At 64.9% G+C, this 20,646-nt stretch carries 21 protein-coding genes; all 21 read right to left on the bottom strand.

Annotation, left to right across the window (positions count from 1 at the left end):
• Positions 1-157: 157 nt before the first annotated feature.
• The 21 genes from ACFTWF_RS30770 to ACFTWF_RS30670 all read right to left on the bottom strand — a co-directional run bounded on the left by ACFTWF_RS30770 (position 158) and on the right by ACFTWF_RS30670 (position 20,511).
• Complete coding sequence (locus tag ACFTWF_RS30770) at positions 158-1,261, bottom strand: acyl-CoA dehydrogenase family protein (RefSeq protein ID WP_378464890.1); 1,104 nt, start codon at positions 1,259-1,261, stop codon at positions 158-160.
• Entirely contained in the window at positions 1,258-2,775 is a 1,518-nt protein-coding gene (locus ACFTWF_RS30765) for a class I adenylate-forming enzyme family protein (protein WP_378464889.1), read from the bottom strand. Before ACFTWF_RS30765 ends, ACFTWF_RS30770 begins: the two co-directional genes overlap by 4 nt.
• Positions 2,776-2,785: 10 nt before the next feature.
• A complete protein-coding gene (locus ACFTWF_RS30760) occupies positions 2,786-3,085 on the bottom strand; it encodes a hypothetical protein (protein WP_378464888.1) in 300 nt (99 codons plus the stop codon).
• Between the two features lie 45 nt (positions 3,086-3,130).
• Positions 3,131-4,432, bottom strand: a complete 1,302-nt coding sequence (locus tag ACFTWF_RS30755; protein WP_378464887.1) for an acyl-CoA dehydrogenase family protein — start codon at positions 4,430-4,432, stop codon at positions 3,131-3,133.
• Positions 4,433-4,455: 23 nt separating this feature from the next.
• Entirely contained in the window at positions 4,456-5,607 is a 1,152-nt protein-coding gene (locus ACFTWF_RS30750; protein WP_378464886.1) for a thiolase family protein, read from the bottom strand.
• Positions 5,607-6,053 carry a Zn-ribbon domain-containing OB-fold protein gene (locus ACFTWF_RS30745; protein ID WP_378464885.1) on the bottom strand — a complete coding sequence of 149 codons (447 nt, stop codon included), beginning with the start codon at positions 6,051-6,053 and terminating at the stop codon, positions 5,607-5,609. Before ACFTWF_RS30745 ends, ACFTWF_RS30750 begins: the two co-directional genes overlap by 1 nt.
• Positions 6,054-6,275: 222 nt before the next feature.
• Complete coding sequence (locus ACFTWF_RS30740) at positions 6,276-7,529, bottom strand: acyl-CoA dehydrogenase family protein (RefSeq protein ID WP_378464884.1); 1,254 nt, start codon at positions 7,527-7,529, stop codon at positions 6,276-6,278.
• Between the two features lie 96 nt (positions 7,530-7,625).
• The gene (locus ACFTWF_RS30735) at positions 7,626-8,717 is read right to left on the bottom strand and encodes a phosphotransferase family protein (RefSeq protein WP_378464883.1); all 1,092 of its coding nucleotides are present in this window, start codon (positions 8,715-8,717) and stop codon (positions 7,626-7,628) included.
• Positions 8,714-9,136: a Zn-ribbon domain-containing OB-fold protein gene (locus ACFTWF_RS30730; protein ID WP_378464882.1), complete on the bottom strand. Its 423-nt coding sequence runs from the start codon at positions 9,134-9,136 to the stop codon at positions 8,714-8,716. Before ACFTWF_RS30730 ends, ACFTWF_RS30735 begins: the two co-directional genes overlap by 4 nt.
• Entirely contained in the window at positions 9,133-10,314 is a 1,182-nt protein-coding gene (locus tag ACFTWF_RS30725) for a lipid-transfer protein (protein ID WP_378464881.1), read from the bottom strand. Before ACFTWF_RS30725 ends, ACFTWF_RS30730 begins: the two co-directional genes overlap by 4 nt.
• Positions 10,307-11,479: a CaiB/BaiF CoA transferase family protein gene (locus tag ACFTWF_RS30720; protein ID WP_378464880.1), complete on the bottom strand. Its 1,173-nt coding sequence runs from the start codon at positions 11,477-11,479 to the stop codon at positions 10,307-10,309. Before ACFTWF_RS30720 ends, ACFTWF_RS30725 begins: the two co-directional genes overlap by 8 nt.
• On the bottom strand, positions 11,479-12,789 hold the full coding sequence (locus ACFTWF_RS30715) for a CaiB/BaiF CoA transferase family protein (RefSeq protein WP_378464879.1): 1,311 nt from the start codon (positions 12,787-12,789) through the stop codon (positions 11,479-11,481). The genes ACFTWF_RS30720 and ACFTWF_RS30715 overlap by 1 nt, the downstream gene beginning before the upstream one ends.
• A gap of 203 nt (positions 12,790-12,992) precedes the next feature.
• Positions 12,993-13,757 carry an SDR family NAD(P)-dependent oxidoreductase gene (locus tag ACFTWF_RS30710; protein WP_378464878.1) on the bottom strand — a complete coding sequence of 255 codons (765 nt, stop codon included), beginning with the start codon at positions 13,755-13,757 and terminating at the stop codon, positions 12,993-12,995.
• A 39-nt stretch (positions 13,758-13,796) separates the two neighbouring features.
• On the bottom strand, positions 13,797-14,582 hold the full coding sequence (locus tag ACFTWF_RS30705; RefSeq protein ID WP_378464877.1) for an SDR family NAD(P)-dependent oxidoreductase: 786 nt from the start codon (positions 14,580-14,582) through the stop codon (positions 13,797-13,799).
• A gap of 38 nt (positions 14,583-14,620) precedes the next feature.
• Entirely contained in the window at positions 14,621-15,562 is a 942-nt protein-coding gene (locus tag ACFTWF_RS30700; RefSeq protein ID WP_378464876.1) for a PDR/VanB family oxidoreductase, read from the bottom strand.
• A gap of 77 nt (positions 15,563-15,639) precedes the next feature.
• Entirely contained in the window at positions 15,640-16,026 is a 387-nt protein-coding gene (locus ACFTWF_RS30695) for a nuclear transport factor 2 family protein (RefSeq protein ID WP_378464875.1), read from the bottom strand.
• 27 nt (positions 16,027-16,053) lie between these two features.
• Positions 16,054-17,280: a cytochrome P450 gene (locus ACFTWF_RS30690; RefSeq protein WP_378464874.1), complete on the bottom strand. Its 1,227-nt coding sequence runs from the start codon at positions 17,278-17,280 to the stop codon at positions 16,054-16,056.
• 16 nt (positions 17,281-17,296) lie between these two features.
• Positions 17,297-17,488 carry a ferredoxin gene (locus tag ACFTWF_RS30685; protein ID WP_378464873.1) on the bottom strand — a complete coding sequence of 64 codons (192 nt, stop codon included), beginning with the start codon at positions 17,486-17,488 and terminating at the stop codon, positions 17,297-17,299.
• A 9-nt stretch (positions 17,489-17,497) separates the two neighbouring features.
• Entirely contained in the window at positions 17,498-18,331 is an 834-nt protein-coding gene (locus ACFTWF_RS30680) for a mycofactocin-coupled SDR family oxidoreductase (protein WP_378464872.1), read from the bottom strand.
• Positions 18,332-18,700: 369 nt separating this feature from the next.
• Positions 18,701-19,429, bottom strand: coding sequence for a FadR/GntR family transcriptional regulator (locus ACFTWF_RS30675; RefSeq protein WP_378464871.1), 729 nt, complete (start codon positions 19,427-19,429; stop codon positions 18,701-18,703).
• A 200-nt stretch (positions 19,430-19,629) separates the two neighbouring features.
• On the bottom strand, positions 19,630-20,511 hold the full coding sequence (locus tag ACFTWF_RS30670) for a TIGR03619 family F420-dependent LLM class oxidoreductase (protein WP_378464870.1): 882 nt from the start codon (positions 20,509-20,511) through the stop codon (positions 19,630-19,632).
• Positions 20,512-20,646 lie beyond the last annotated feature (135 nt).

Genomic DNA, 20,646 nt, shown 5'->3' with positions numbered 1-20,646 from the left:
CGGCGGAGCGATAGGGGCATCGAATGCATCCGACATCGTCGTCGACGCTGAGGCTGGTCTGATCACGATCACCGCAACTCCCGATGCCGCGGTATGTTCTGGGTTCCCTCGCCGCAGCGTGGGATAGCACGTTTGACCTGATACGAAATTGGAGGAATCAGATTCCGGCAGCGTCGAGTACTGCCTCACGATGGTGGTTGCTGTCTCCGAACAGTGCGGCGTCGGAGGTGGCACGGCGGAAGTACAGGTGGGCCGAGTGCTCCCAGGTGAATCCGATTCCCCCGTGCAGGTGGATGTTTTCCCGAGCGCCGTCGACAAACGCACGCGTACACACAACGGCCGCCATCGATGCCGCCATCGCCAGCTGGTCGGATCCTTCCTGCAGCGCCCAGACTGCGTAGGCGACGGCGGAGCGAGCGTCGTCGACTTCGATCGCCAGGTCCGCGCAACGATGCTTGATTGCCTGGAACGAACCGATCTCGCGGCCGAACTGTACCCGCACCTTCACATAGTCGACCGCCATGCGTACGGTCGTTTCCGCACCGCCCAATTGTTCGGACGCCACCGCGATCGTCAGAAGGTGTCGCAGATCGGCGAGGACCGCGTCTGCGATGCCGGGATCACCGACAGGACGGGCCGACGCCCGATCGAGATCGAGGCGGGCGAAAGCCCGGGTGAGGTCCATCGACTCTTGGACCGTGCAGGTGATATTGGGATCGTCGGTGTCGACCGCGAACAGTCTCGGTCCGTCTGCGGCGCGGGCGCGAACGAACACCCATCCGGCGGTGGCACCGTCGAGGACGTACGAGGTGAATCCGGTGAGCGTCCAGGTTCCGTCGGGGTTCGCAGCGGCGTCGAGGGCCTCGAAACCGGTACCGCCGTCACCGAACGCACCGAGTGCGACTGTCGCCGTGCGTGATCCGTCGAGCAGCGCCGGGAGCATCTCGGCTCGGGCGTGGTAGTCTCCGGCCCGGGCGAGCAGACCTTGACCGAGGACGACGGAGCTGAGGATCGGCAGGGGAGAAAGCACCCGTCCCGCTTCTTCGAGCACGATCATCAGACCCGCCGGGCCGATGCCGGCACCGCCCAGTTCTTCGGGTTCCGCAACGCCGGCGAGCCCTAGTTCCTTGCACGCGCGGGCCCATCGCGCCGGGTCCCATCTCGGCTGGCCTTCGGGCGCGGCGGTGATGTCTCCTTCGTCCAGGAAGTCTCGGACCACCTCGCGCAGTGTCACGAGGTTCTCGTCCTCTTTGAGGATCATCGGGTCACCTTTCGCAGCGGGGCGCGGGCATTCAGTTCGTCTCGCAATGCGCGCCGGAGCAGCTTTCCGGTCTCGTTGAACGGCAGTGCATCCCATTCGTGGACGTGTGTCGGTACCCGCGTCGAGCGCAGCCGATCGCGGACCCATTCCTGCAGTTCGGATTCCAGGACGACCGTTCCGGGCGCGGCGACGACGACCGCCTCGACTCGCTCGCCCCATTCAGGGTCGGCGACACCGACGACAGCGGCTTCGGCAACCGCGGGATGGTCGACGAGGACGTTCTCGATCTCGCCGGGCGAGATGTTCTCGCCACCGCGGACGATCACATCGTCGGCACGTCCGTCGAGGAACAGGAAGCCCTCGGCGTCGAGTCGACCGCGGTCCCGCGTCGGGTACCAGCCGTCGGAATCGAGGGCGCTGTGGGAGGTGTACTCGCCCGCGACCTGCTCGCCGCGAACGAACACCTCACCGAACTCCCCGGCCGAGACCGGGGAGCCATTGTGGTCCCGGACCTCCACCTCCACCGAGGGCAGCGGCCGTCCGACCGACCCGAGACGGGCCCGGATCTCGGGGCTGTCGCTGTTCAGCGCGGCGCGGTGATCGTCCGGGCCGAGGACGGCGATCGTCGAGCTTGTTTCGGTGAGGCCGTAGGCGTTGACGAAGTCGACGTGCGGAAGCAGCGTCATCGCGCGTTCGACGGTCTGCTGGGGCATCCGGCCGCCGCCGTAGGACAGTGCGCGCAGCGTCGGCAGCGATGTTCCGGTTTCTTCCAGAACGTCGAGGATCCGGCCGAGCATGGTCGGGACCACCATGGCCTGGGTGATTCTCTCGGCGGCAGCAAGTTTCACCCAACCCTCGGGCGTGAATGACGGCAGCTGAACCATGCGGCGTCCCGCGTACACGGAGCTGAGGATCGAGCTGATGCCGGCGATGTGGTAGTTCGGAACCGAGACCAGGATGGCCTCGTCCTCGTCCGCGTTCCAGAACTCGACGGTGCTCACGATGTAGTTAGTGAGGTGCCGGTGGCGCAGGAGTGCAGCCTTCGGTGCTCCCGTGGTCCCGCTGGTGAACAGGAGCACGGCCGGGTCGTCCGGGTCCACGAAGGGCAGGTCGGCCTCGGCGGCACTCGACGCTGCCTCGCGGATGACGTCGTCGGTACGGCGGATCACCAGGTCTGCCCGCGGAGTGAGGCGACTGGCCGTGTCGGCGCCGGTCACGACCGTCGCCGGGGCGAGCCGACCAACGGCCTCGTCGAGTTGTTGGTTGGTGAGCCGGTAGTTCAGTGGTGCGATCGGCAGCCCGGCGGCGGCCGCTCCGAAGAGGAGGACCGGAACGGCCGGGGTGTTGAGGTCCAAAAGCGCGACGTGCCGATGTTCGGACACTGTCAACTGCGCGGCCAGGGTCCGGGCTCGGTCGAGCAGTTGGCGGTAGGTCACCCCGCCGTCGCGGGATCCGACGGCGACACGGTCGGGTCCGGTGTCGGCGGCCATTTCGAGGAGCATGGTGAGATTCATCGGTCTGTCCTCAGTCCGAAGACGGGAGGGGCTTCGAGGACTTGAGCGTGAGCGGACGGCCGTCGACGGTGAGTGATCCCACGCCCGCCTTGACGCACAGCACCTCGAGCCCGGTGTCCTGGTCTTCGTATCGCTTTCCGACTAGGGTGCCGTCGGTGAGTCCGGCGGCGGGCTGGCCGGCGCCAGTGTCGGGGTCTGCGGCGTCGATCATCGGGTGACCGCCGCAGTCGATGACCAGGTCGCCGGCCGGCCGGACGATGACCACGGACGTGTCGCACACGGTGCTACGGAGTTTGGTTCCCGGTTTCATGTCTCGTCTACTTTCTGAAGGACTGGAGGTTTGCTCGCACGGGTGTCAGCTCGGGAGGAGCTCGTCGTCCGCGAGAAGTTCGCGGAATTTTGTCAGTGCCTGTTCCCGGCGGGCGGGCAGATGGCCGGACGGGAACAGTCCCGGGGCCGGTTTGACGCCGCGCAGCAACTGCTTGGCGACCTGTATCTTGTGGAGCTCGGTGGCTCCGTCGGCAAGTGCCATGTGGAAGCTTTCCATCACCCAGGTACCGAAGGGCATCTCGGTGGAGATTCCGAGGGAGCCGTGCAGTTGTATTGCGCGGCCGGCGACGTCGAGCAGCACTTTCGGCATCGCGGCCTTGACGGCGGAGATGTCGACGATGACCTTGCGGTAGTCGTTATACTTGTCGATCTTCCATGCGGTCTGCAGAACCAGCAAGCGGAATTGCTGGAGCTGGATCCAGGAGTCGGCGATCATCTCCTGTACGAGTTGGTGATCGGCGAGCGTGCCACCGCGGCTCTGTCGCGATACGGCGCGCTCGAGCATCATGTCGAGCGATTGCTGGACGAGACCGACGGTGCGCATCGCGTGGTGAATTCGTCCGCCGCCGAGCCTGGTCTGGGCCACGGCGAATCCCTGGCCCCGGTCGCCGAGCAGGTGGTCTTTCGGGATGCGGACGTCGGTGTAGCGGATGTAGGCGTGGGTACCGCCGAGGCTTTCGTGGCCGGACACACCGACGTTGCGGATGATTTCGATTCCAGGGGTGTCGGAGGGAACCACGAACATCGACGCCCGCTGGTGGCGGTCGGCGCCCGGATCGGTGACTGCCATCACGATGAGGAACGATGCGAAGTTCGCGTGCGAGGAGAACCACTTCTCTCCGTTGATCACCCATTCGTCTCCGACAAGGTCGGCACGGGTGATGAAGGCCGTGGGGTCCGAGCCACCCTGCGGCTCGGTCATCGAGTAGGCCGAGACGATGTCGTTCTCGAGCAGCGGCTCGAGGTAACGCTTCTTGAGTTCCTCGGTCCCGTAGTGCGCGAGGATCTCCGCGTTGCCCGAATCTGGGGCGTGACAGCCGAAGACGACCGGGCCGCTGTGGGTGCGGCCGAGTTTCTCGTTGAGCAGCGCGAGTTTCAGCTGCCCGTAGCCCGGGCCGCCGAGTTCGGGACCGAGGTGACAGGCCCACAGGTTGCGTTCGCGGACCTGCGCCTGGAGCGGTTTGATCAGCGAATTGCGGACCGGATCGTTGACGTTCCAGGCGTGCTCGACGACGCGGTCGACCGGCTCGATCTCGGTGGTGACGAAGTCCTCGACCCAGTCCAGATCTTTGCGGTAGTCGTCGTCGGGTTCGAATCCCCAGCTCATGGTGGTCTCTCTCTTCTGTGGGCTCAGCGGGTGAGCACGGTGCAGGCGCTGATGCCGGGGGCACCGTATACGTGGGTGAAAGCGGCCCGCGGCGACCCCGGAATTTGCCTCTCCCCGGCTTGACCGCGCAATTGCAGGACGTTTTCGTACACCTGACGCAATCCGGTCGCTCCGATCGGCTCGCCGTTCGCGAGGACACCACCGTCGGTGTTGATCGGGAGCCGGCCACCGATCTCCGTGGCGCCGGCGGCGATCAGCGCGCCTTGCTCTCCGTGCTCGCACAGGCCGGTCTCGGCCATGTGCATGATTTCGGCGCCGGATTCGGTGTCCTGGATCTGTGCCAGATCGATGTCTTCCGGGCCGATTCCGGCGGCGTCGAAGGCTGCCGCTGCGGCTTCGACGGTCGGACCGTCCGCGACGGTCGGCGACGTCCATGGGCTGTACACCTCGAAAGATCCGAATCGGCGCGACCGGAATTCGCACGACCGCAGGTAGATCGGATTCGAGGTGTACTGTTTCGCGCGGTCCGCTCGCGCCAGCACGAGTGCCACTGCCCCTTCCCCGGGAGAACAGAACATGTACTGGGTGAGTGGGTAGCTGATCATCGGTGCGGCGGCGATCTCGTCGACCGACAGCGGCTTGCGGCGCCACGCGTGGGGGTTGAGTGAGCCGTTGCGAAATGCCTTGGCTGCCACCTCGGCGAGGGTCGAGGGGTCGATGCCGTGCGTGCGCATGTAGCGCTGGATTTTCATGGCAAAGAATTGGGTGGTGACCATCATTCCGGTCTCGCCGTACCAGGCGCCGAGCCCCAGATTCAACGGATCCTCGTTGAATGCGCCGGGAGGATGCTTGTCGAAACCGACCACCATGCCGAGATCATGGGCACCGGAGAGGATCGCATGCCGTGCCGACGTCAACGCCGATCCGCCCGTCCCGCATCCGTTCGATACATTGATGAACGGCAGTCCGGTCATCCCGAGCTCTGAGACAAGCGTGTCCGCGTCACCGGCGGAATAGCTTCCTCCGTAGGCAAACTCGATATCTTCCCATTTCACCCCGGCATCGGCGAGGGCCTGCCGGGCCGCGTGCGCGCCCTGCGAGCGCCCACTGACACCCGGCGTCCGGCCGAACGGGTGGATTCCGATGCCAACGATGGCGACGTCGTTCGAACTCATCACGCACCCTCCCGGTCCGCGTCGATCGGGGCGAAAGCGAAGGTGAGTACCGTCGTCCCGTCGGGATCGGTGAACGCCGGGATCAACCGAAGTCCGTAGCGGTCCCCGTTCTGCAGGCGATCTGGGTCGTTCTCGGTCAGGATGGATTCGACCAGGACGTCTCCGAGATCGATGTATCCCACTCCGTAGGGAGTGAACGATCCTCCGTCGGAGCGGTACGGCGGCTTCGGTTCGAATCCCTGCACGGTGAAAGCCCACAGTGTTCCTTCGCGAGGCAATTCGTGTGGGCGGGTGTTCGTGCGACTACACCGTGGACACGCGTCATGAAAAGGGAAAACCACTGTCGCGCAATCCTCGCATCGACTCCCGCACAGCGCGGGATCGGTTCCGGCGCCGGTGTCGATATCGTTCGAGAACAGGGTCCGGTCGATCAGTCGGTACGGCATCGCTTTCACGTCCTTCCTTTCCTGGTACGCCTGCGGCGCGATGACGGGGTGGACAAGGTGACCCGGGAAGCGGCGTCACGCCCTGGTGACGGCTGACGCCCGTCGGTCGGGGTGGGATGCGGATCACACCCAATACCGCTCACTGTATTCATCATGAGGAAAATGGGCAAGTGTTGATTTTCGTTGCGTGTGCGGTGTGCCGGCGCACACCGCATCCACCCGTCAGCGTCGGCTCTCACGCCACGCAGTAGTGCGGTCGGTACGCGGCTCGGCAGGCAGCTCGAGCAGGCGTTCGGCGATGATGTTGCGTTGAATCTCGTCCGACCCGCCCGCGATGCGGTATCCCGGCACCCCGAGCACGTGCCGACCCCACGCGAAGGTGCCCCACTCGCCGGAGTCGACCACCAGCCGCGGCCCGAGCGCCGCAGCGACGAAATCCGAGATGCCCCGCATCCGGCTGACCCACTGCATCTTGCGGATCGAACCGACCGCTCCCAGAGGTTCGCCGCGCGTACGGGCGTGCTCGTCACGGGCATGGGCGATTTCCCCCAACCGATGCGCGATGACCACCTCCGCGAGCTGCTGCCGAAGTACCGGGTCACGGTCCGCGCCGGTAAAGCCGGCCAAACCGACCGTCTGGAGCACACTGCCACCCACCCCGGCGGTCGACGAGCTGGCACCACGTTCGAAACCCAGGGTGGTCAACGCCACCTTCCACCCCTCCCCGACGTTGCCGAGTCGCTGACTGTCCGGAATGCGTACCTCGTCGAAGAACACCTCGTTGAAGCTGGTCCCGCCCGACATCTGCCGCAACGGGCGGACCTCGATCCCCGGCAGATCCAGGGGAACCAGGAACGCCGTCATCCCCTGATGCTTCGGAACCCCCGGATCGGTTCGCGCGATGAGCTCACCCCACTGCGCGAACTGCGCACCCGACGTCCACACCTTCTGCCCACTGATCACCCAGTCGTCACCATCGCGCACCGCCCGCGTTCCCAGCGACGCCAGATCCGAACCGGCCCCCGGCTCGGAGAACAGCTGACACGCCAGCTCCCGCCCGCTCAGAAACGATTCGATGAACCGCTGCCGCTGCTCCGCGGTGCCCAGCAACCGAATTGTCGGCGCGATCAGATGGAGAGTGACCGACAACAATTCATGCGCACCACCGGTGTCGAAGGCACGCTCCTCGGCGACGAATGCATCCTCGAACTCCGGCGTAAGTCCACGACCACCGAATTCCTCGGGCCACGTCAACGCCCCGTACCCCGCCTCGAATTTGGTCCGCTGCCATTCCCGTAACCGGTCGAGCAGTGCCTTCTCCGCCTCGAACGACAAATCGTGGAACACCGACACATCATCGGAACCCTCACCCCACACCGGCACCCCCGCCCCCGCAGCGCTGCACCTGGGCACTCCCGACCGGTCCAACCAGTCCCGCGCTGCGGTACGGAACTCCTCGAGTGTGTGATCTCGCATCTGGCACCTTCTCTCTGCCCGCACAGTGTGCGGGCGAAACACAAAAACGCGGAAGCCGGGCGTCTCCGACGCCCGGGGTGTGGGCACCGGCTCGAATCAAGCCAGCAGGTCCCGAGCCCGCCGAGCCAGGGGCGCAACGGCTGCACCCCGTTCACCCATCCGTGCGTCGATGGTTTCCCCTCGCACGAATCGTGCGTAGAGCTGCTGCAGAATGACGACCGTCTTCCAGCAGCCGAAAGCCTCGTACCAGTGGATGTCGTCGAGATCGAGGGTGCTGCGGTGGGCGTACTGCTCGATAACGGCGCGGCGGGACGGCAGGCCCAGCGCGTGCATTCCTGGCACCGCGGTGAATGCCGCGTCCGACCCCGGTTCCACCGTGTCGTCGGGCCAGTAGTTCAACAACGTTCCCAGATCCACGAGGGTGTCACCGACTGTGGCCATGTCCCAGTCGAACACCGAAGTGACCCGATCGGGATCGCTCGGAGCAAACTGGCAATTGTCGACCTTGTAGTCGTTGTGCACGATGCCGCTGCGTTGACTGACCGGTGTGCGGGCCGTCAGGCGAATTGTGACGTCCCGAACCAGCTTTACCGTGTCCTCGTCGCCGACCTCGGCCTCGACCGCCGCCCATCGCTTCTGCCACCCGGTCAGCTGACGCTCCAGATATCCCTCGGGATGACCGAGGTCTTCCAGTCCGGCCGCGACAGGATCGATTTCGTGCAGATCGGCCAGGGCATCGATCACCGCCAGACCGATCCGCACACCGGCGTCGCCGACGGTACTCATGGACTCCGGGATCGAATCCCACACCACTATTCCCTCGCGGTACTCGCTGACGAGGAACTCGGCGCCGATGATGGCGGGGTCCGCGCAGTGCAGCAGTGCCCGCGGAGCGCGAGAATATGCCGTGTACAACCGGGACAGAATCTTGTATTCCCGGCCCATGTCGTGGGCACCGGGCGCCAGCTTCCCGAACGGGGGGCGACGGACCACGAGCGGTGTGTCACCCACGGTGACCCGATACGTGAGATTGGCTGAGCCCCGGGGAAACTGGAGCACCGAGAACTCGCCGCCCAGTTCCGGAAGGTGCTGTCGCAAATACCCTTGCAGGCTCTCCCAGTCGAGTTCTTCGCCGGCACGCACCGGCGCCAGTTCCAACTGCGGCTCCGCCGCGCTTCCGGTAGTCACTGAGCCCCCTCCGCACTCCACCGTGGCAGGACGGTCGGGTTCCCCTCGGGATCGTGCCCCAGGTCCTCGAAGTCGGCGTGCAGGACGGTGTTCTCGTCCAGGTCGGCCCGGCCCGGCAGGTATCCGATCATGCGGACACCGGGGCAGTCGTCGATATCGATGAGAACCACGGTGTACGGGGTGGGAAATAACGGGTGCACCTGATGCTCGACGACGGTCCACGATCGCGCGCGACCGCGGGGCGTGACATCACGCCACTCCATCCCGTGCGCGCCGCAATGCACGCAGCAGGGTCGCGGGAGGTGGGTGCGGCCACCGCAACGGGTGCACGTGAGCACGGCGAGCCTGCCCTCCGCGGCTGCGACGAAGAACCCCCTGGATGCGGGGTCGACGACGGTCGGAGCCAGGCGGGCACTCATGATGCCACCAGGATCAGTGCCGAGGTCGACGGTGGTGGGGCGGAGGTCACCAGGGATACCGAGGCGTCCGGGACCTGGTTGCTCGAGGTTCCGCGGATCTGGCGGACTCCCTCCACGATGTGGTTCATCCCGTGGATGTATCCCTCGGACATGTGACCTCCGCTGGTGTTGAACGGCATTGATCCTCCGATCTCGAGTTCGCCGGAGGCGGCGAACTCCCCGGCTTCCCCTTTGCGGCAGAACCCGTAGTCCTCGACCTGGAGGAGGGCGGTGATGGTGAAGCAGTCGTACAACTGAGCCGAGTCGATGTCCGACGGACCGAGACCGGCACGGCGATACAGCGTTTCGGCGCAGTACCGTGACGGCATGTCCAACGGGTCCTCTCGCATCAGGACGGGATACATCTGCCCCGGCTGGGGGCGGGGACCGCTGGCCATGGCGGCGGCCCGGATCAGCGCCGGCTTCTGGCGCAGATCCCGGGCGCGCTCGGTGCTGGTCACCACCACCGCGGCGGCCCCGTCGGTCTCGAGGCAGTAGTCGAACAACCGCAGGGGTGAGGACAACATGCGCGAGTGGATGTAGTCGTCCAGGGTCATCTTGCGGGCATGCATCTGCGCCCGCGGGTTGTTGTTGGCGTGTCGACGCGCCGCCAGCGCGATGTGTCCCAGCTGCTCGGATGTCGTGCCCGTCTTGCGCATGTACTCCTGCGCGAGGAGTGCGAAGAACTGACCAGGTGAGAGCAGGCCGTAGGGGGCGAAGAACTCGGTCATGGTCTCCGCTCCCCCGGTGGTCTTCGCCAGCTGTGACGACAGCCCGAAACGGTTGCCGGAGCGCCCGTTCAGGGAACGGAAGACAACGACGGTGCTCGCTTGGCCGCTCATGACGGCGCCGACGGCCTGGGCGACCATGGCCGCGGGCCCCGATCCGCCGGGACCGGCCTCGCCGTAGTAGGTGAGGTTGCGGGCGCCGATGGCGTCGGCCAACGCGGCGCACGACACCAGGTCCATGTCGTTGCGGATCACGCCGTCGACGTCGGCGGGGTCCACGCCGGCGTCGGTGAGCGCCGCCAGCGCGGCTTCGGCCGCTAGGGCGGTCACGCTGGTACCCGAGTCCTTCGAGTATTCGGATTCGCCGACGCCGGCTATCGCGCACGCGTCTCGCTGCCACAGGTCAGTCATGGGAGAGCACCGCCTCGGTGTGTTCGCCGAGCAGCGGGGGTCGGGTCGGGTCGCCGTAGCCATTGGAGAATCGATAGGGCGATCCGGGGAACCGGGCCGTGCTGCCGTCTGCCATCGTCACGTCGACGAAGAAGTTCCGGGCCGCGAGATGCTCATCGGCCAGCACCTCTTCCGGCGCGCGCAACGGCCCGATCGGCAGTCCCCACCGCTGGCCGTCGCGGTAGACCGTTTCGGAGTCATGGATCATGAAGAACGCCTCGAGCATGCCTTGGATGTGCGCGAAGTTGTCCTGCCGGTAGGCGAGGGATTCGTAGGCCTCCTCGGTGAGGTCCGCAGCGAGTCCCGTCTCGTCCATCCAAGCGGTGAGTGCCTTCCACGCGAACTGGTCGGCGAGGATGAGGGCGAAGTAGACCCACACCCCGTCGGCGCACTGGAACAGCGCGGGCTGAGTCGGTGAGGGTTGCGCGTGCCGGCAGGTTTGACGCTTGACCACGGCCTGGGGGTAGAACCAGTACGGATTTGCGAGTTCGCCGGTCACTGCGATCGATTCGTGCATCGACACATCGATCAGTTGGCCGCGCCCGGTGTGTTGTCGCTCGATCAGGGCGAGCACCACCCCGCACAGGGCGTAGCTGGCCGCCGTCATGTAGCCCTGATTGCCACCGGGCCGGATCGGCGGAATGGAGTGATCGTCGTATCCGCAGCTGTTGAGGAGCCCCCCGGCTGCTAACCCAATGAGGTCGGAGCTCAGGTAGTTCGCCCATGGGCCGGTGAGTCCGAACGGGGAGATCGACAGGGCGATCAGGTCGCTGCGCTCCGCGCACAGGGCGTCGAGGTCGAGGCCGGCTGCGGCGAGATCCGCGGGCCGGCCGGTGGTCAGCACGATGTCTGCCTCCGCGATGAGTGCGGCGCGCGCGGCGCGGCCGTGATCGTCGTCGGCCAGCACCACCGACTGCTTGGACGTGTTGTAGGTCCAGAAGGTCAGACTGTGGTCGGGGTCCTCGACACCGTGCGCCCAGGGGCCGACGTGCCGGCTGGTGGCGCCGCCCACCGGTTCCACCTTCACGACGATGGCACCCTGATCGGCCAGCAACTTCCCGGCGTATTCGCCTGCCGGGTCATCGGCGATCTCGACGACTCGGAGCCCGGTAAATGCCAGTTCCATCAGATCACACCTTCTGCGGTCAGGTCGGCGATCTCTTCGTGGCCGAGGCCCAGGATGTCGCCGAACACGTAGTCGTTGTCCTCGCCCAGCAGCGGTGCAGACCGCCAGTTCTGCTGCACGGTGCTGGTGAACCGGATCGGGGTCCCCTCGAACTTCGCGACGCCGATCACCGGGTGGTCGAGTTCGAAGAAGGTGCCGCGGTCCGCAATCTGTGGGTCCGATTCCGCCAGGTCTCGGGAGTTCTGCACCGCTCCTGCGGGAACTCCCGCGTGCTGCAGTAGGTGCATCGTCTCGTGGGCCGGTCGCAGCATCGTCCACTGCGACAGCCGTGCATCGAGTTCGTCCTGTCGAGAGGACCGTCCCTGCAGGTCCGCGAACTCCGGGGCGATCGCCCAGTCGGGTCGGCCGAGAACGTCGACGAGGCGCTGCCACTGATCGTCGTCGAAGACCGCGACGGCGACCCAGGTGTCCTCCCCCTTGGCCGGGTACACGCCGTGAGGCGCCGCGGACGGGTGGACGAGTCGGTTTCCCGCCGGGTACCCCGGCCGCCGCGTCGCGACACCGTTGACCGCGACATCGAGCAGGTCCGGGCCGATGAGGTTGACTCCGGCTTCCACGGCGGACACATCGATCTCCTGACCCTTGCCGGTGATGTTGCGCTGCAGGATCGCCATGAGGACCGCGGCCGAGTTATGGTAGGCCGCTTGGTTATCCATGTAGGACAAGCCCCATCCGGATGGTTCCCGGTCGGGAAGCCCCGAGATGAACGACAGGCCGGAAACCGCTTGAACGACAGGGCCGTAGCTCTTGTACTTGTGGTGGGGCCCACTGTGCCCGTACCCGCTCATCCGAGCGAGGATCACCTCCGGCGTGATTTCTCTCAGCGCGTCGTAGGTCAGACCCCACTTCTCCAGGACGCCGGGCGCGAAGTTCTCGGTCACCACCGAGCTGGCACCGATGAGTTGTCGGACCAGGTGCTGGCCCCGCTCAGTTTTCATGTTGATTGTGACGCCCAGCTTGTTGCGGCTGTAGTTGTTGAACAAACCGCCCTTGTTCGGGTCCGGGTTCGGGTCTTCCTCGCCGTATGAGCGGACCTCGCCCTTGTAGATCGGCAGACGACGGGGCATGTCGAGGCGATTCCGCGATTCGATCTTGATGACTTCCGCCCCGAAGTCGGCAAGCATCCGGGTCGCCACCGCCCCGACCCCCATCCAGCAGAAGTCGGCAACGCGCACTCCGGTGAGTGGACCCACCCGGGTTCCCGGGCGCCGCCCGGTAGTCGTCGGCGTGGGCTCGTCGATGGCAGTCACCACGTGCCTCCTGTTCCAATTCGTGTCTCGAGAGGTGGACCGAGTGGGGCTCCATCGAAAACCGATGTAATTCGCGTCACCCACAACTTCAGCTTAAACATCATGAGGAAATAGCACAAGCTTGAGCGCGAGAAAAACCCCGCAGGCCGATGCGTGCGGGGTTCCTCTGTGTCGCAATCTTTCTCAGCGGATCGCGATCGTCGTCATCCTACCGCCATCCGTCCGCCGTCCACCGGAAGAATGGTCCCGGTGGTGAAGCTCGATGCATCGCCGGCAAAATATACTGCAGCACCGACGATCTCATTCGGACTTCCACCCCGGGCGATCGGCCATGCCGACGCCAGCTCATCGAACGCCTCACCGTCCCACCCCTTGCTGATGTCGGTGAAGAAGGCCCCGGCCATGATCGTGTTCACCCGCACCTCAGGTCCGTATGCCGCCGCGAACCCCTTCGTCAGCGAGTTCAGTCCGGCCTTCGCCGCGCCATACGGCACATATTCCGGAGCCGGCCGCTCCGAGGCATTGCTGCTGATGTTGATGATCGCGCCCTGACCGGCGACCTTCATGCGCTCGGCCACAAGCGCACTGAGCCGGAACGGTCCCTTGAGATTGACTCCGATGATCTTGTCGAACAGTCCCTCACTGACCTCGGCCAGACTCGAGTAGAGCGGTGCGATCCCGGCGTTGTTGATCAGCACGTCGAGTCGGCCGAACCGTTCGTACACCGTATCCACGAGTACCGGCAGCGCATCCCAGTCACCTACGTGGGCACCGATACCCATTGTTTCGACGCCGGTCTTCGCCGCGATCTCCGCGGCAAGATCGACGCAGGGCTGCTCCTTCCTGCTGGCGACGACGACGGAGGCGCCCTCCTCCGCGAATGCCCACGCCATCTCGGCACCCAGGCCCCGGCTTCCACCGGTAATCAGAACTACTTTGCCGCGCAAATTGTTTCGGTCGGTTGCCATGATTCTCCCTTCCCGGGCCCGGGGCCCGGATCGGCGGGTTCAGTACAGCGATTCGCCGCCGTCGACGATATGGTTCACACCGGTGACGAATCCGGCGGCCGGACTGCTCAGGTAGACCGCGGCCGCACCCATGTCCTCGACGCTGCCGGCATGGCCCAGCGGGACCGTTGCCGCCATCTTGGCAAACGTTTCGGGGTTGCGTTCGAGCGCCATCGGCGTCGCCGTGATGCCCGGTGAGAGTGCGTTGACCCGAACCCCGGCTCCGGCGAGTTCATAGGCGGCGACACGAACGAACTGGTTGAGTCCGGCCTTCGTCGTGGCGTAGTGAATCGTGCCTGGCCGGGTCCCCAGAGCTCGCACGGACGACACGACGAGGATGGCCGCGTTCTGTTGCCTGTCCGCACGCGTCGCCATCCGGGTGGCGGCCTGGTGGCAGCACCGGAAGGTGCCATTGAGGTTCAGGTCGAGCGTGGACTGCCAGATTTCCTCGGTCATCTCCAGGAACGGAACCATCGATCCGCTGCCCGCGTTCGCGACGAAGATGTTGAGTTCGCCGAACTCCGAATCCACGCGTTCGAACATTGCGGCAACCGACTCCGGTTGCCGGATGTCGACCTCGACGATCTCGATGTTCTGGTCCGGGTGGGCCAGGTTCTGCAGTTCTTTCTGCGCGGCCTCGAGTTGGGGCCGGCGGCGGGCGGCGATCATGACGTCTGCTCCGGCGCGGACCATGGCCTGGGCTATTCCGAGGCCGATGCCCTCACTCGCCCCGGTAATCAATGCCCGCTGCCCGTCGAGCGCCAGGGTGTGGTGTTCGTTGGTCATGCTGTCTTCCTCTTGTCTTATCATGGGGCCGGAGGTCGTCAGACGTCGAGTACCAGGCGCGGCGACTTGGCCCGTGACACGCAGGGCATCATCGTGGTGCACGACGCCTGTTCCTCCGTTGTCAGCACCGAATCCCGATGGTCGGGGACACCTTCCAGTACCGGTGTTTCGCAGGTTCCGCACGTGCCCTCGCTGCACGAGGAGATGATGTCGACGCCGGTCTCGTCTGCGACCTCGAGGATCGACCGGCCCGCCGGTACCGTAACGGTGACACCGCTCTGGGCGAATTCGACCTCGAAGTCGTGGTTCGGTTCCGTCAGTTCGACGACCTTCGGCACGAATCGCTCGACATGAAGCGTCCGGGTGTGTATCGGGTGAGCGCAGCAGATTTCCAGCGCGGACAGCAAACCCTCGGGTCCGCACGAATACACCACCGCGTCGGCATCCGTTGCGGACACCACGCTGTCGAGGTCCGGAATTCCGAACTCGTCGTCGGGCCGGATGCTCACCCGGTCCCCGAGCTTCGCGAGCTCGTCCAGGTAGGCCATGCTCGTCCGAGACCGGCCGCAGTAGAACAGGCTCCACGGGGTGCCCGCCGCCTCGAGTTGCGCGATCATCGGAAGGATCGGGGTGATTCCGATTCCGCCCGCCACGAACAACACCTGTGGTGCTTTGGCGTCGAGCCGGAAGTGATTGCGCGGAACCGAGACGTGGACCGTTGCTCCTTCCTGCAGGGAGTCGTGTGCGTAGCGGGATCCGCCACGGCTGTCCGGTTCACGCAGGATCGACACGCGCCAGCGGTCGTCCCGAGCCTCGAGCCCGGTCAGCGAGTATTGCCGGAGCAGGTCACCCAGCTCGAGGTCGATGTGTGCACCGGCCTCCCACGGCGGGAGGACGTCGCCGTCGGGGCGTACCAGGGTCAACTCGATGATTCCGTCGGCGACGGTGCAGCGCTGATCGACGCGCAGTTCGAGATCCATTTGTTCACTTCCGAATTGGTCGAGCTGAGGGGACTGCGCCTGGCGCACCGCATCCGGTACGCCAGGCACTGCGGCGGTTATCCGTAGTCACACCACTCCGTCAGCCGACCGTTCTCGAAGGTCATGATCGACAGCACGTTCAGCTTGCAGAATTCACCTTTGTTGCCGAATCCGGGTACGTCGGCCGTGGCGGTGCCCTGCCAGGTGGTCTCCCGCATGACCGAGTTGCCGGTCGTCGCCCATCGGGTCGTCTGTCCGATGGCACGGTCGGGGAAGACCTCACTCATCTGCTCCACGGTCTGAAGCATCAGGTCTCGCCCCGTCGCAGCGACGCCGCGGTTCTGGTGCACAACCACCACGTCTTCGTGGACGAGGTCTCGGAGGGCGTCCATGTCGAGGCGGTTCCAGGCATCGACCACACTGTGCGCGAGGCCGAGCAGTTCGTCGGAGTTCGTGTTACTCATGATTCTATCCTTTGGTGGTCGTGTCGATCACGGGTGAACGGTGAGGGTGAACTCGTGGATGCCGCGGGTCGGCATCGAGTGGTACTGCACCGTTTGCCCCTCAGCGAGGGTGAAACGCGGCATCTTTTCGACCATTCGCTCGAGGACCCGGGTCATCATCACCCGAGCGAAGTTCGATCCCAGGCACCGGTGCGGGCCGATGCTGAACGCGAGGTGGTTCGTGTCCTTGCGGTGCAGATCCCACGTGTGGGGATTGGGGAACTTCGCGGGATCACGGTTGGCGCCGTTGTACGAGGTCCACACCTTGGCGTCGGCCTCGAGATCGGTGCTGCCGACGGTGACCGGGCAAGTCGTGGTGCGCTGCAGGACAGTCACGTTCGCGAACATCCGCAGTCCCTCCTCCACCGCGTTCGGCACCAGCGACGGGTCGGCAACAAGTTCGGCGAGATCATCCGGATGCGTGGCGAGATGATGGATCGTGCCGCCGAGCACGGTGCCGGTTGATTCCAGGCCGGCGATGGACAGCGGTAGAACCACCGCGATGCGCTCGGCGAGAGTGGGTTCGCGACCGTCGATCTCGTCCACCTTGCACACGAAGCTGACCAAGTCATCTTCTATCGGGTACGCCATCCGTTCGCGAACCAGTACCTCGATCGCGGTGTAGAGGCTGACGAATGCGGTCTCCGCTTCCTCGGCCGTCTCGCCGACGAAGATGTCGTGGGCCCACTTCATCCAGTCATCGATACGGTCGCCCTCGAGGTTGAGCAGATTGGAGAAGACTGCGCGCAGCTGCAGCGGGCGCAGGAAGTCCTCCATGACGCGGAAACTGCCGGCCTCGATGCCCGCATCCAGGAAGGAGTCGATTTCCTGGGTGATGGCCGGCACGAACCGGCTCATTCTTTCCTCTGTCAGTTCGGGATTGAGAAGCTTGCGCCAGTCTGTCTGGGCGGGTGGGTCGAGATCTTCAGGCAGGAAACGGCCTTCGTTCTTCGGCGGCTCCGCGCGGTTGTCGTGCCCGAGGATCGCGACACCGTATTCCGAGGAGAATCGCTTCCAGTCCCGCAGGATCTTGAACACGTCCTCGTAGCGGGTGGCGACGTAGCACGGCGTCTCACCCTGGGTGTGGACGGAAAGTTCGTCGCCGGCCTGCATGCGGTTGATCTCCGGCCAGAAGTTCTCGTTGAACTCGCCCGACCACAGATCGATGGGGCACCCGGACAACTTCTGCGCCGGGGACTGCATTTGCTCGGTCATTTCCGATTCTTCTTTCTCACGACACCGTGATTGCAGCTTCTGGACAGACACCTGAAATTTCAGTCTCTGTAATTCCTTCCGGGAGTACTCCGTCGCCTTTCACCACACCTTTGCCCTCGGCATCGACGTCGAACAGGTCGGGAAATCGCGCGTAGCAACGGCCATGCGCCTGGCAGTATTCGTGATCAATCGAGATCGTCTTTGTCATCGCGATCCCCTATGCTCGCGCCAACTGGCCGCCGTCGACCGGAATCGCCACACCGTGGATGAACCTGGCCTCATCGGATGCGAGCCATGCGACTGCGTTGCTGACGTCCTCTGGTTCGACCCACGGAATGGGGAGGAGGGTCAATTCGGAGAAAAGCTCGGCAGCGTCGTCGGCAGTGGGGCTCTCAAGATGCGGAAGGAACATCTTCAGCAGGTTCTCGTTGATTGCCATCGGGGTGTTGACCGCTCCCGGGTTGACGGAGTTGACCCGAATATTGTGCGGCCCGACCTCATTCGCGAGGGAGAGCATCAACCCCTGGAGGCCGTGCTTCGATGCCGCATAGTGGGACTGCCCTGGCGCACCGCGCAGGCCGACGGTCGAACTGACGAAAATTACGGAGCCGCCGTCCCCGCGCTCGATCATCGCCGGTAGCACCGCGCGGCATGCATGCCACGCGCCGACGAGGTTGGTGTCGAGGATGTCGGACCACTGCTGGTCGGTGAGGCCGACGACCGCACCCTGGTTGGAGATGCCCGCGTTGGACACGAGGATGTCGATACGACCGAATTCGGCGAGAGCCTCGTCCACCACCTCCTGCACCCTTGTCAGATCGCGGACGTCGGCGGCGCGGGCGATGATCTTCCTGCCCTCCTTCTCGACCAGGCGGACCGTCTCGGCTAGGTCGTCCGGGGTTCCCTGCGAGTAGTCGAGGTTGTCCTGCTGCCGGCACAGATCGATTGCGATGATGTCGGCGCCGTCCTGGGCCAGTCGAACGGCATGTGTCCGACCTTGACCGCGTGCCGCTCCGGTGATGAATGCGACCTTGCCGTCCAACCGCTTCATGTGCGCCTCCTGGGCTCTGTGCCGTGGGTGTCGTTGCCGCGACGGACACGTTGTCCGTGCGGCGCTCGTGTGGTAGGGGGGTCCCGTTTCGCAACGAGATCGACCCAAGGGTCGACCTTGTGATTGACATCACGACATCGACTGACGCTCATATTGCTCATGATGAACTCGGAAGTCAAGTGCTAACGGCCGCTTTTCTCATGATGATTTGCCACAGGGCCACGCAACCGCCCGAGCCCGGCAGAGACAGCACCCGACGTCGCTCCCGAACGAGCACAACGAAGCCGGCGGCACGGAAGTGCCGCCGGCTTTTTACTGCTAGCTCATCTGTACTTCAGGAAGCGATCACCGCACGACACCGAATTCGAACTACAACCACTCAATCGGCGAATCGAGTGGCACCGCAAGACGAGAGCGGCAGTAATCCACGACTCCGCCGAGATGTGTCTGCATGAGTTCGCGCGCCCGTCGGGGACGACCGTTGCACACGGCTCTGGCGATGTGCAGGTGGTCGTCGATCAACACGCCACGCAGGTTGCGCGGATCGTCCAGGACAGCGACATGATGCGTGACGATCTGCCCGTAGGTTTGGAGACTGAATGCGAGCACGCGGTTGCCTGCGAGTTCGGCGACCGCACGATGAAACCCCGCATGTTCCTCGAGGTACGAGCCGAGGGTTTCGTCACCGCCGTCGTGCTCGCAGAGGAACGATTCCATTCGCGCGGCGCGCAGCTCCCCGTCCGGGTTCCGGGCCGCACGTTCTGCGAGCTCGGACTCGGCCCACACCCATGCCTCGAACAGCTCCTCATATGTCGCACCGGCCATGTTGTAGAACAGGGCCGATACCCTGCCCAGATGAGCGGCATCCACGGCGCCGACGATCGGTCCGCCGCCTGGTCCGCGGCGAATGGTGATCATCCCCTGGACCTCGAGAAGGCGCAGCCCCTCCCTCAGGGATTCACGACTGACACCGTACTGCTCGAGCATCGCAGCCTCTGACGGCAGGCTCGTTCCCGGGGATAAGCCGCTACTTTGGATGTCACCGACGATCGTGCGCGCGACGATCTCCGCGGCTTTCAGCGGCCGCAGCAGAGACACCTCGCCTCGGGACCCGTTGTCGCCTGTCTTCGATTTACCTGGAAGCGCTTTAGTCGTCACTTCTCCCCCATCTCAACGGCCCGGCCACGCGATGGCGGGCGACCGCCGGACCTGCGTATTCATCTTGTGTGAAGGTGGGATGCAACCCACCTCGTAAGACGCCCGGAACCCCGTGTGCGGACATCCCGTGCACTCAGGGTTCACTGAGCTGGCACAGGCGTGACGCCCATGCGTTCCGCCAGCGCAGCCAGGCGATCGCGTCGCTCGTCGAGGGTGCGGCCCTCCCAGAACGCGTCTGCCCAGATCACGAGATCGGACATGCCGTGATCGCGGTACCGTTCCAGCTCGTCCGGAGCGGTCGTCGCGACCCTGACATAGCACTTGAATGGTCCCGCCTTTCCGGCATCATCTCGGAGTCGGCCGATTTCGCGCACCAACCGCAGAGACTCGTCGAAACTCGGTGTGCCGGAAGTGAACCAGCCATCCCCCAGCCGTGCCGCCCGGGCAACGGCCTGGGGACCGTTGCCTCCCAAGATGACGGGCACGTCGACCGAACGCAGGTGCAGCTGCACCGACTCGAAACGGAAGTGCTTACCCTCGTGGGAGAAAGGCTTTCCCGACCAGGCCTTGCGAAGGATCTCGATGCATTCCTCGGTGCGCGACACGCGGGTTCGGAATGGGATACCCAGTGCGTCGAACTCCTCCTCGAGCCAACCGGCGCCGACTCCGAACAGCACACGACCACCGCTGACCTCTTGGACCGTGATGGTGGTGCGAGCAGTCTGCAGAGGGTGCCGCAGGGGAAGAACGTAGACGGCGGTACCGAGCTTGATGCGAGTCGTCACCGCCGCGATCATCGCGTGCACTACCCACGGATCGGTCAGCTCAGTGTCCTCGTCGACAAGTGGCCCCGCGTGATGCTGCGTCGTTCCATTCGATGGATGACTACTGTTCTGAGTGAGGGGTCGGAGCACATGCTCCCCGAGCCAAAGCGCGTCGAAGCCGAGCTTGTCCGCGCACTCCGCGAGTTCAACCAGGTCCGTGCCCGTCATTCCATATGCGCTCAATCCAACAGATGACACCGATCACCCCTTTCTCGCCTTGTAAGCGGCCGTGCGACGCTGTTAGCTACGACACACTACCCTGAATTTCTCATGAGATAAACCGTCCGGGGGCAGGTACCGGCAACACGGAGCGTTTTGATGCCCTGACGCGTC

Source organism: Rhodococcus sp. NPDC056960, from assembly GCF_042674125.1.
Lineage (GTDB): Bacteria > Actinomycetota > Actinomycetes > Mycobacteriales > Mycobacteriaceae > Rhodococcus_F.
Note: the sequence above shows the minus strand (reverse complement) of the source record. Positions and strands in the feature narration are given on the sequence as shown.

Excerpts from the sequence above, each read along its gene's own strand:
- ACFTWF_RS30770 (WP_378464890.1), bottom strand. The coding sequence starts at position 1,261 with ATGATCCTCAAAGAGGACGAGAACCTCGTGACACTGCGCGAGGTGGTC.
- ACFTWF_RS30765 (WP_378464889.1), bottom strand. The coding sequence starts at position 2,775 with ATGAATCTCACCATGCTCCTCGAAATGGCCGCCGACACCGGACCCGAC.
- ACFTWF_RS30760 (WP_378464888.1), bottom strand. The coding sequence starts at position 3,085 with ATGAAACCGGGAACCAAACTCCGTAGCACCGTGTGCGACACGTCCGTG.
- ACFTWF_RS30755 (WP_378464887.1), bottom strand. The coding sequence starts at position 4,432 with ATGAGCTGGGGATTCGAACCCGACGACGACTACCGCAAAGATCTGGAC.
- ACFTWF_RS30750 (WP_378464886.1), bottom strand. The coding sequence starts at position 5,607 with ATGAGTTCGAACGACGTCGCCATCGTTGGCATCGGAATCCACCCGTTC.
- ACFTWF_RS30745 (WP_378464885.1), bottom strand. The coding sequence starts at position 6,053 with ATGCCGTACCGACTGATCGACCGGACCCTGTTCTCGAACGATATCGAC.
- ACFTWF_RS30740 (WP_378464884.1), bottom strand. The coding sequence starts at position 7,529 with ATGCGAGATCACACACTCGAGGAGTTCCGTACCGCAGCGCGGGACTGG.
- ACFTWF_RS30730 (WP_378464882.1), bottom strand. The coding sequence starts at position 9,136 with ATGAGTGCCCGCCTGGCTCCGACCGTCGTCGACCCCGCATCCAGGGGG.
- ACFTWF_RS30725 (WP_378464881.1), bottom strand. The coding sequence starts at position 10,314 with ATGACTGACCTGTGGCAGCGAGACGCGTGCGCGATAGCCGGCGTCGGC.
- ACFTWF_RS30720 (WP_378464880.1), bottom strand. The coding sequence starts at position 11,479 with ATGGAACTGGCATTTACCGGGCTCCGAGTCGTCGAGATCGCCGATGAC.
- ACFTWF_RS30710 (WP_378464878.1), bottom strand. The coding sequence starts at position 13,757 with ATGGCAACCGACCGAAACAATTTGCGCGGCAAAGTAGTTCTGATTACC.
- ACFTWF_RS30705 (WP_378464877.1), bottom strand. The coding sequence starts at position 14,582 with ATGACCAACGAACACCACACCCTGGCGCTCGACGGGCAGCGGGCATTG.
- ACFTWF_RS30700 (WP_378464876.1), bottom strand. The coding sequence starts at position 15,562 with ATGGATCTCGAACTGCGCGTCGATCAGCGCTGCACCGTCGCCGACGGA.
- ACFTWF_RS30695 (WP_378464875.1), bottom strand. The coding sequence starts at position 16,026 with ATGAGTAACACGAACTCCGACGAACTGCTCGGCCTCGCGCACAGTGTG.
- ACFTWF_RS30690 (WP_378464874.1), bottom strand. The coding sequence starts at position 17,280 with ATGACCGAGCAAATGCAGTCCCCGGCGCAGAAGTTGTCCGGGTGCCCC.
- ACFTWF_RS30685 (WP_378464873.1), bottom strand. The coding sequence starts at position 17,488 with ATGACAAAGACGATCTCGATTGATCACGAATACTGCCAGGCGCATGGC.
- ACFTWF_RS30680 (WP_378464872.1), bottom strand. The coding sequence starts at position 18,331 with ATGAAGCGGTTGGACGGCAAGGTCGCATTCATCACCGGAGCGGCACGC.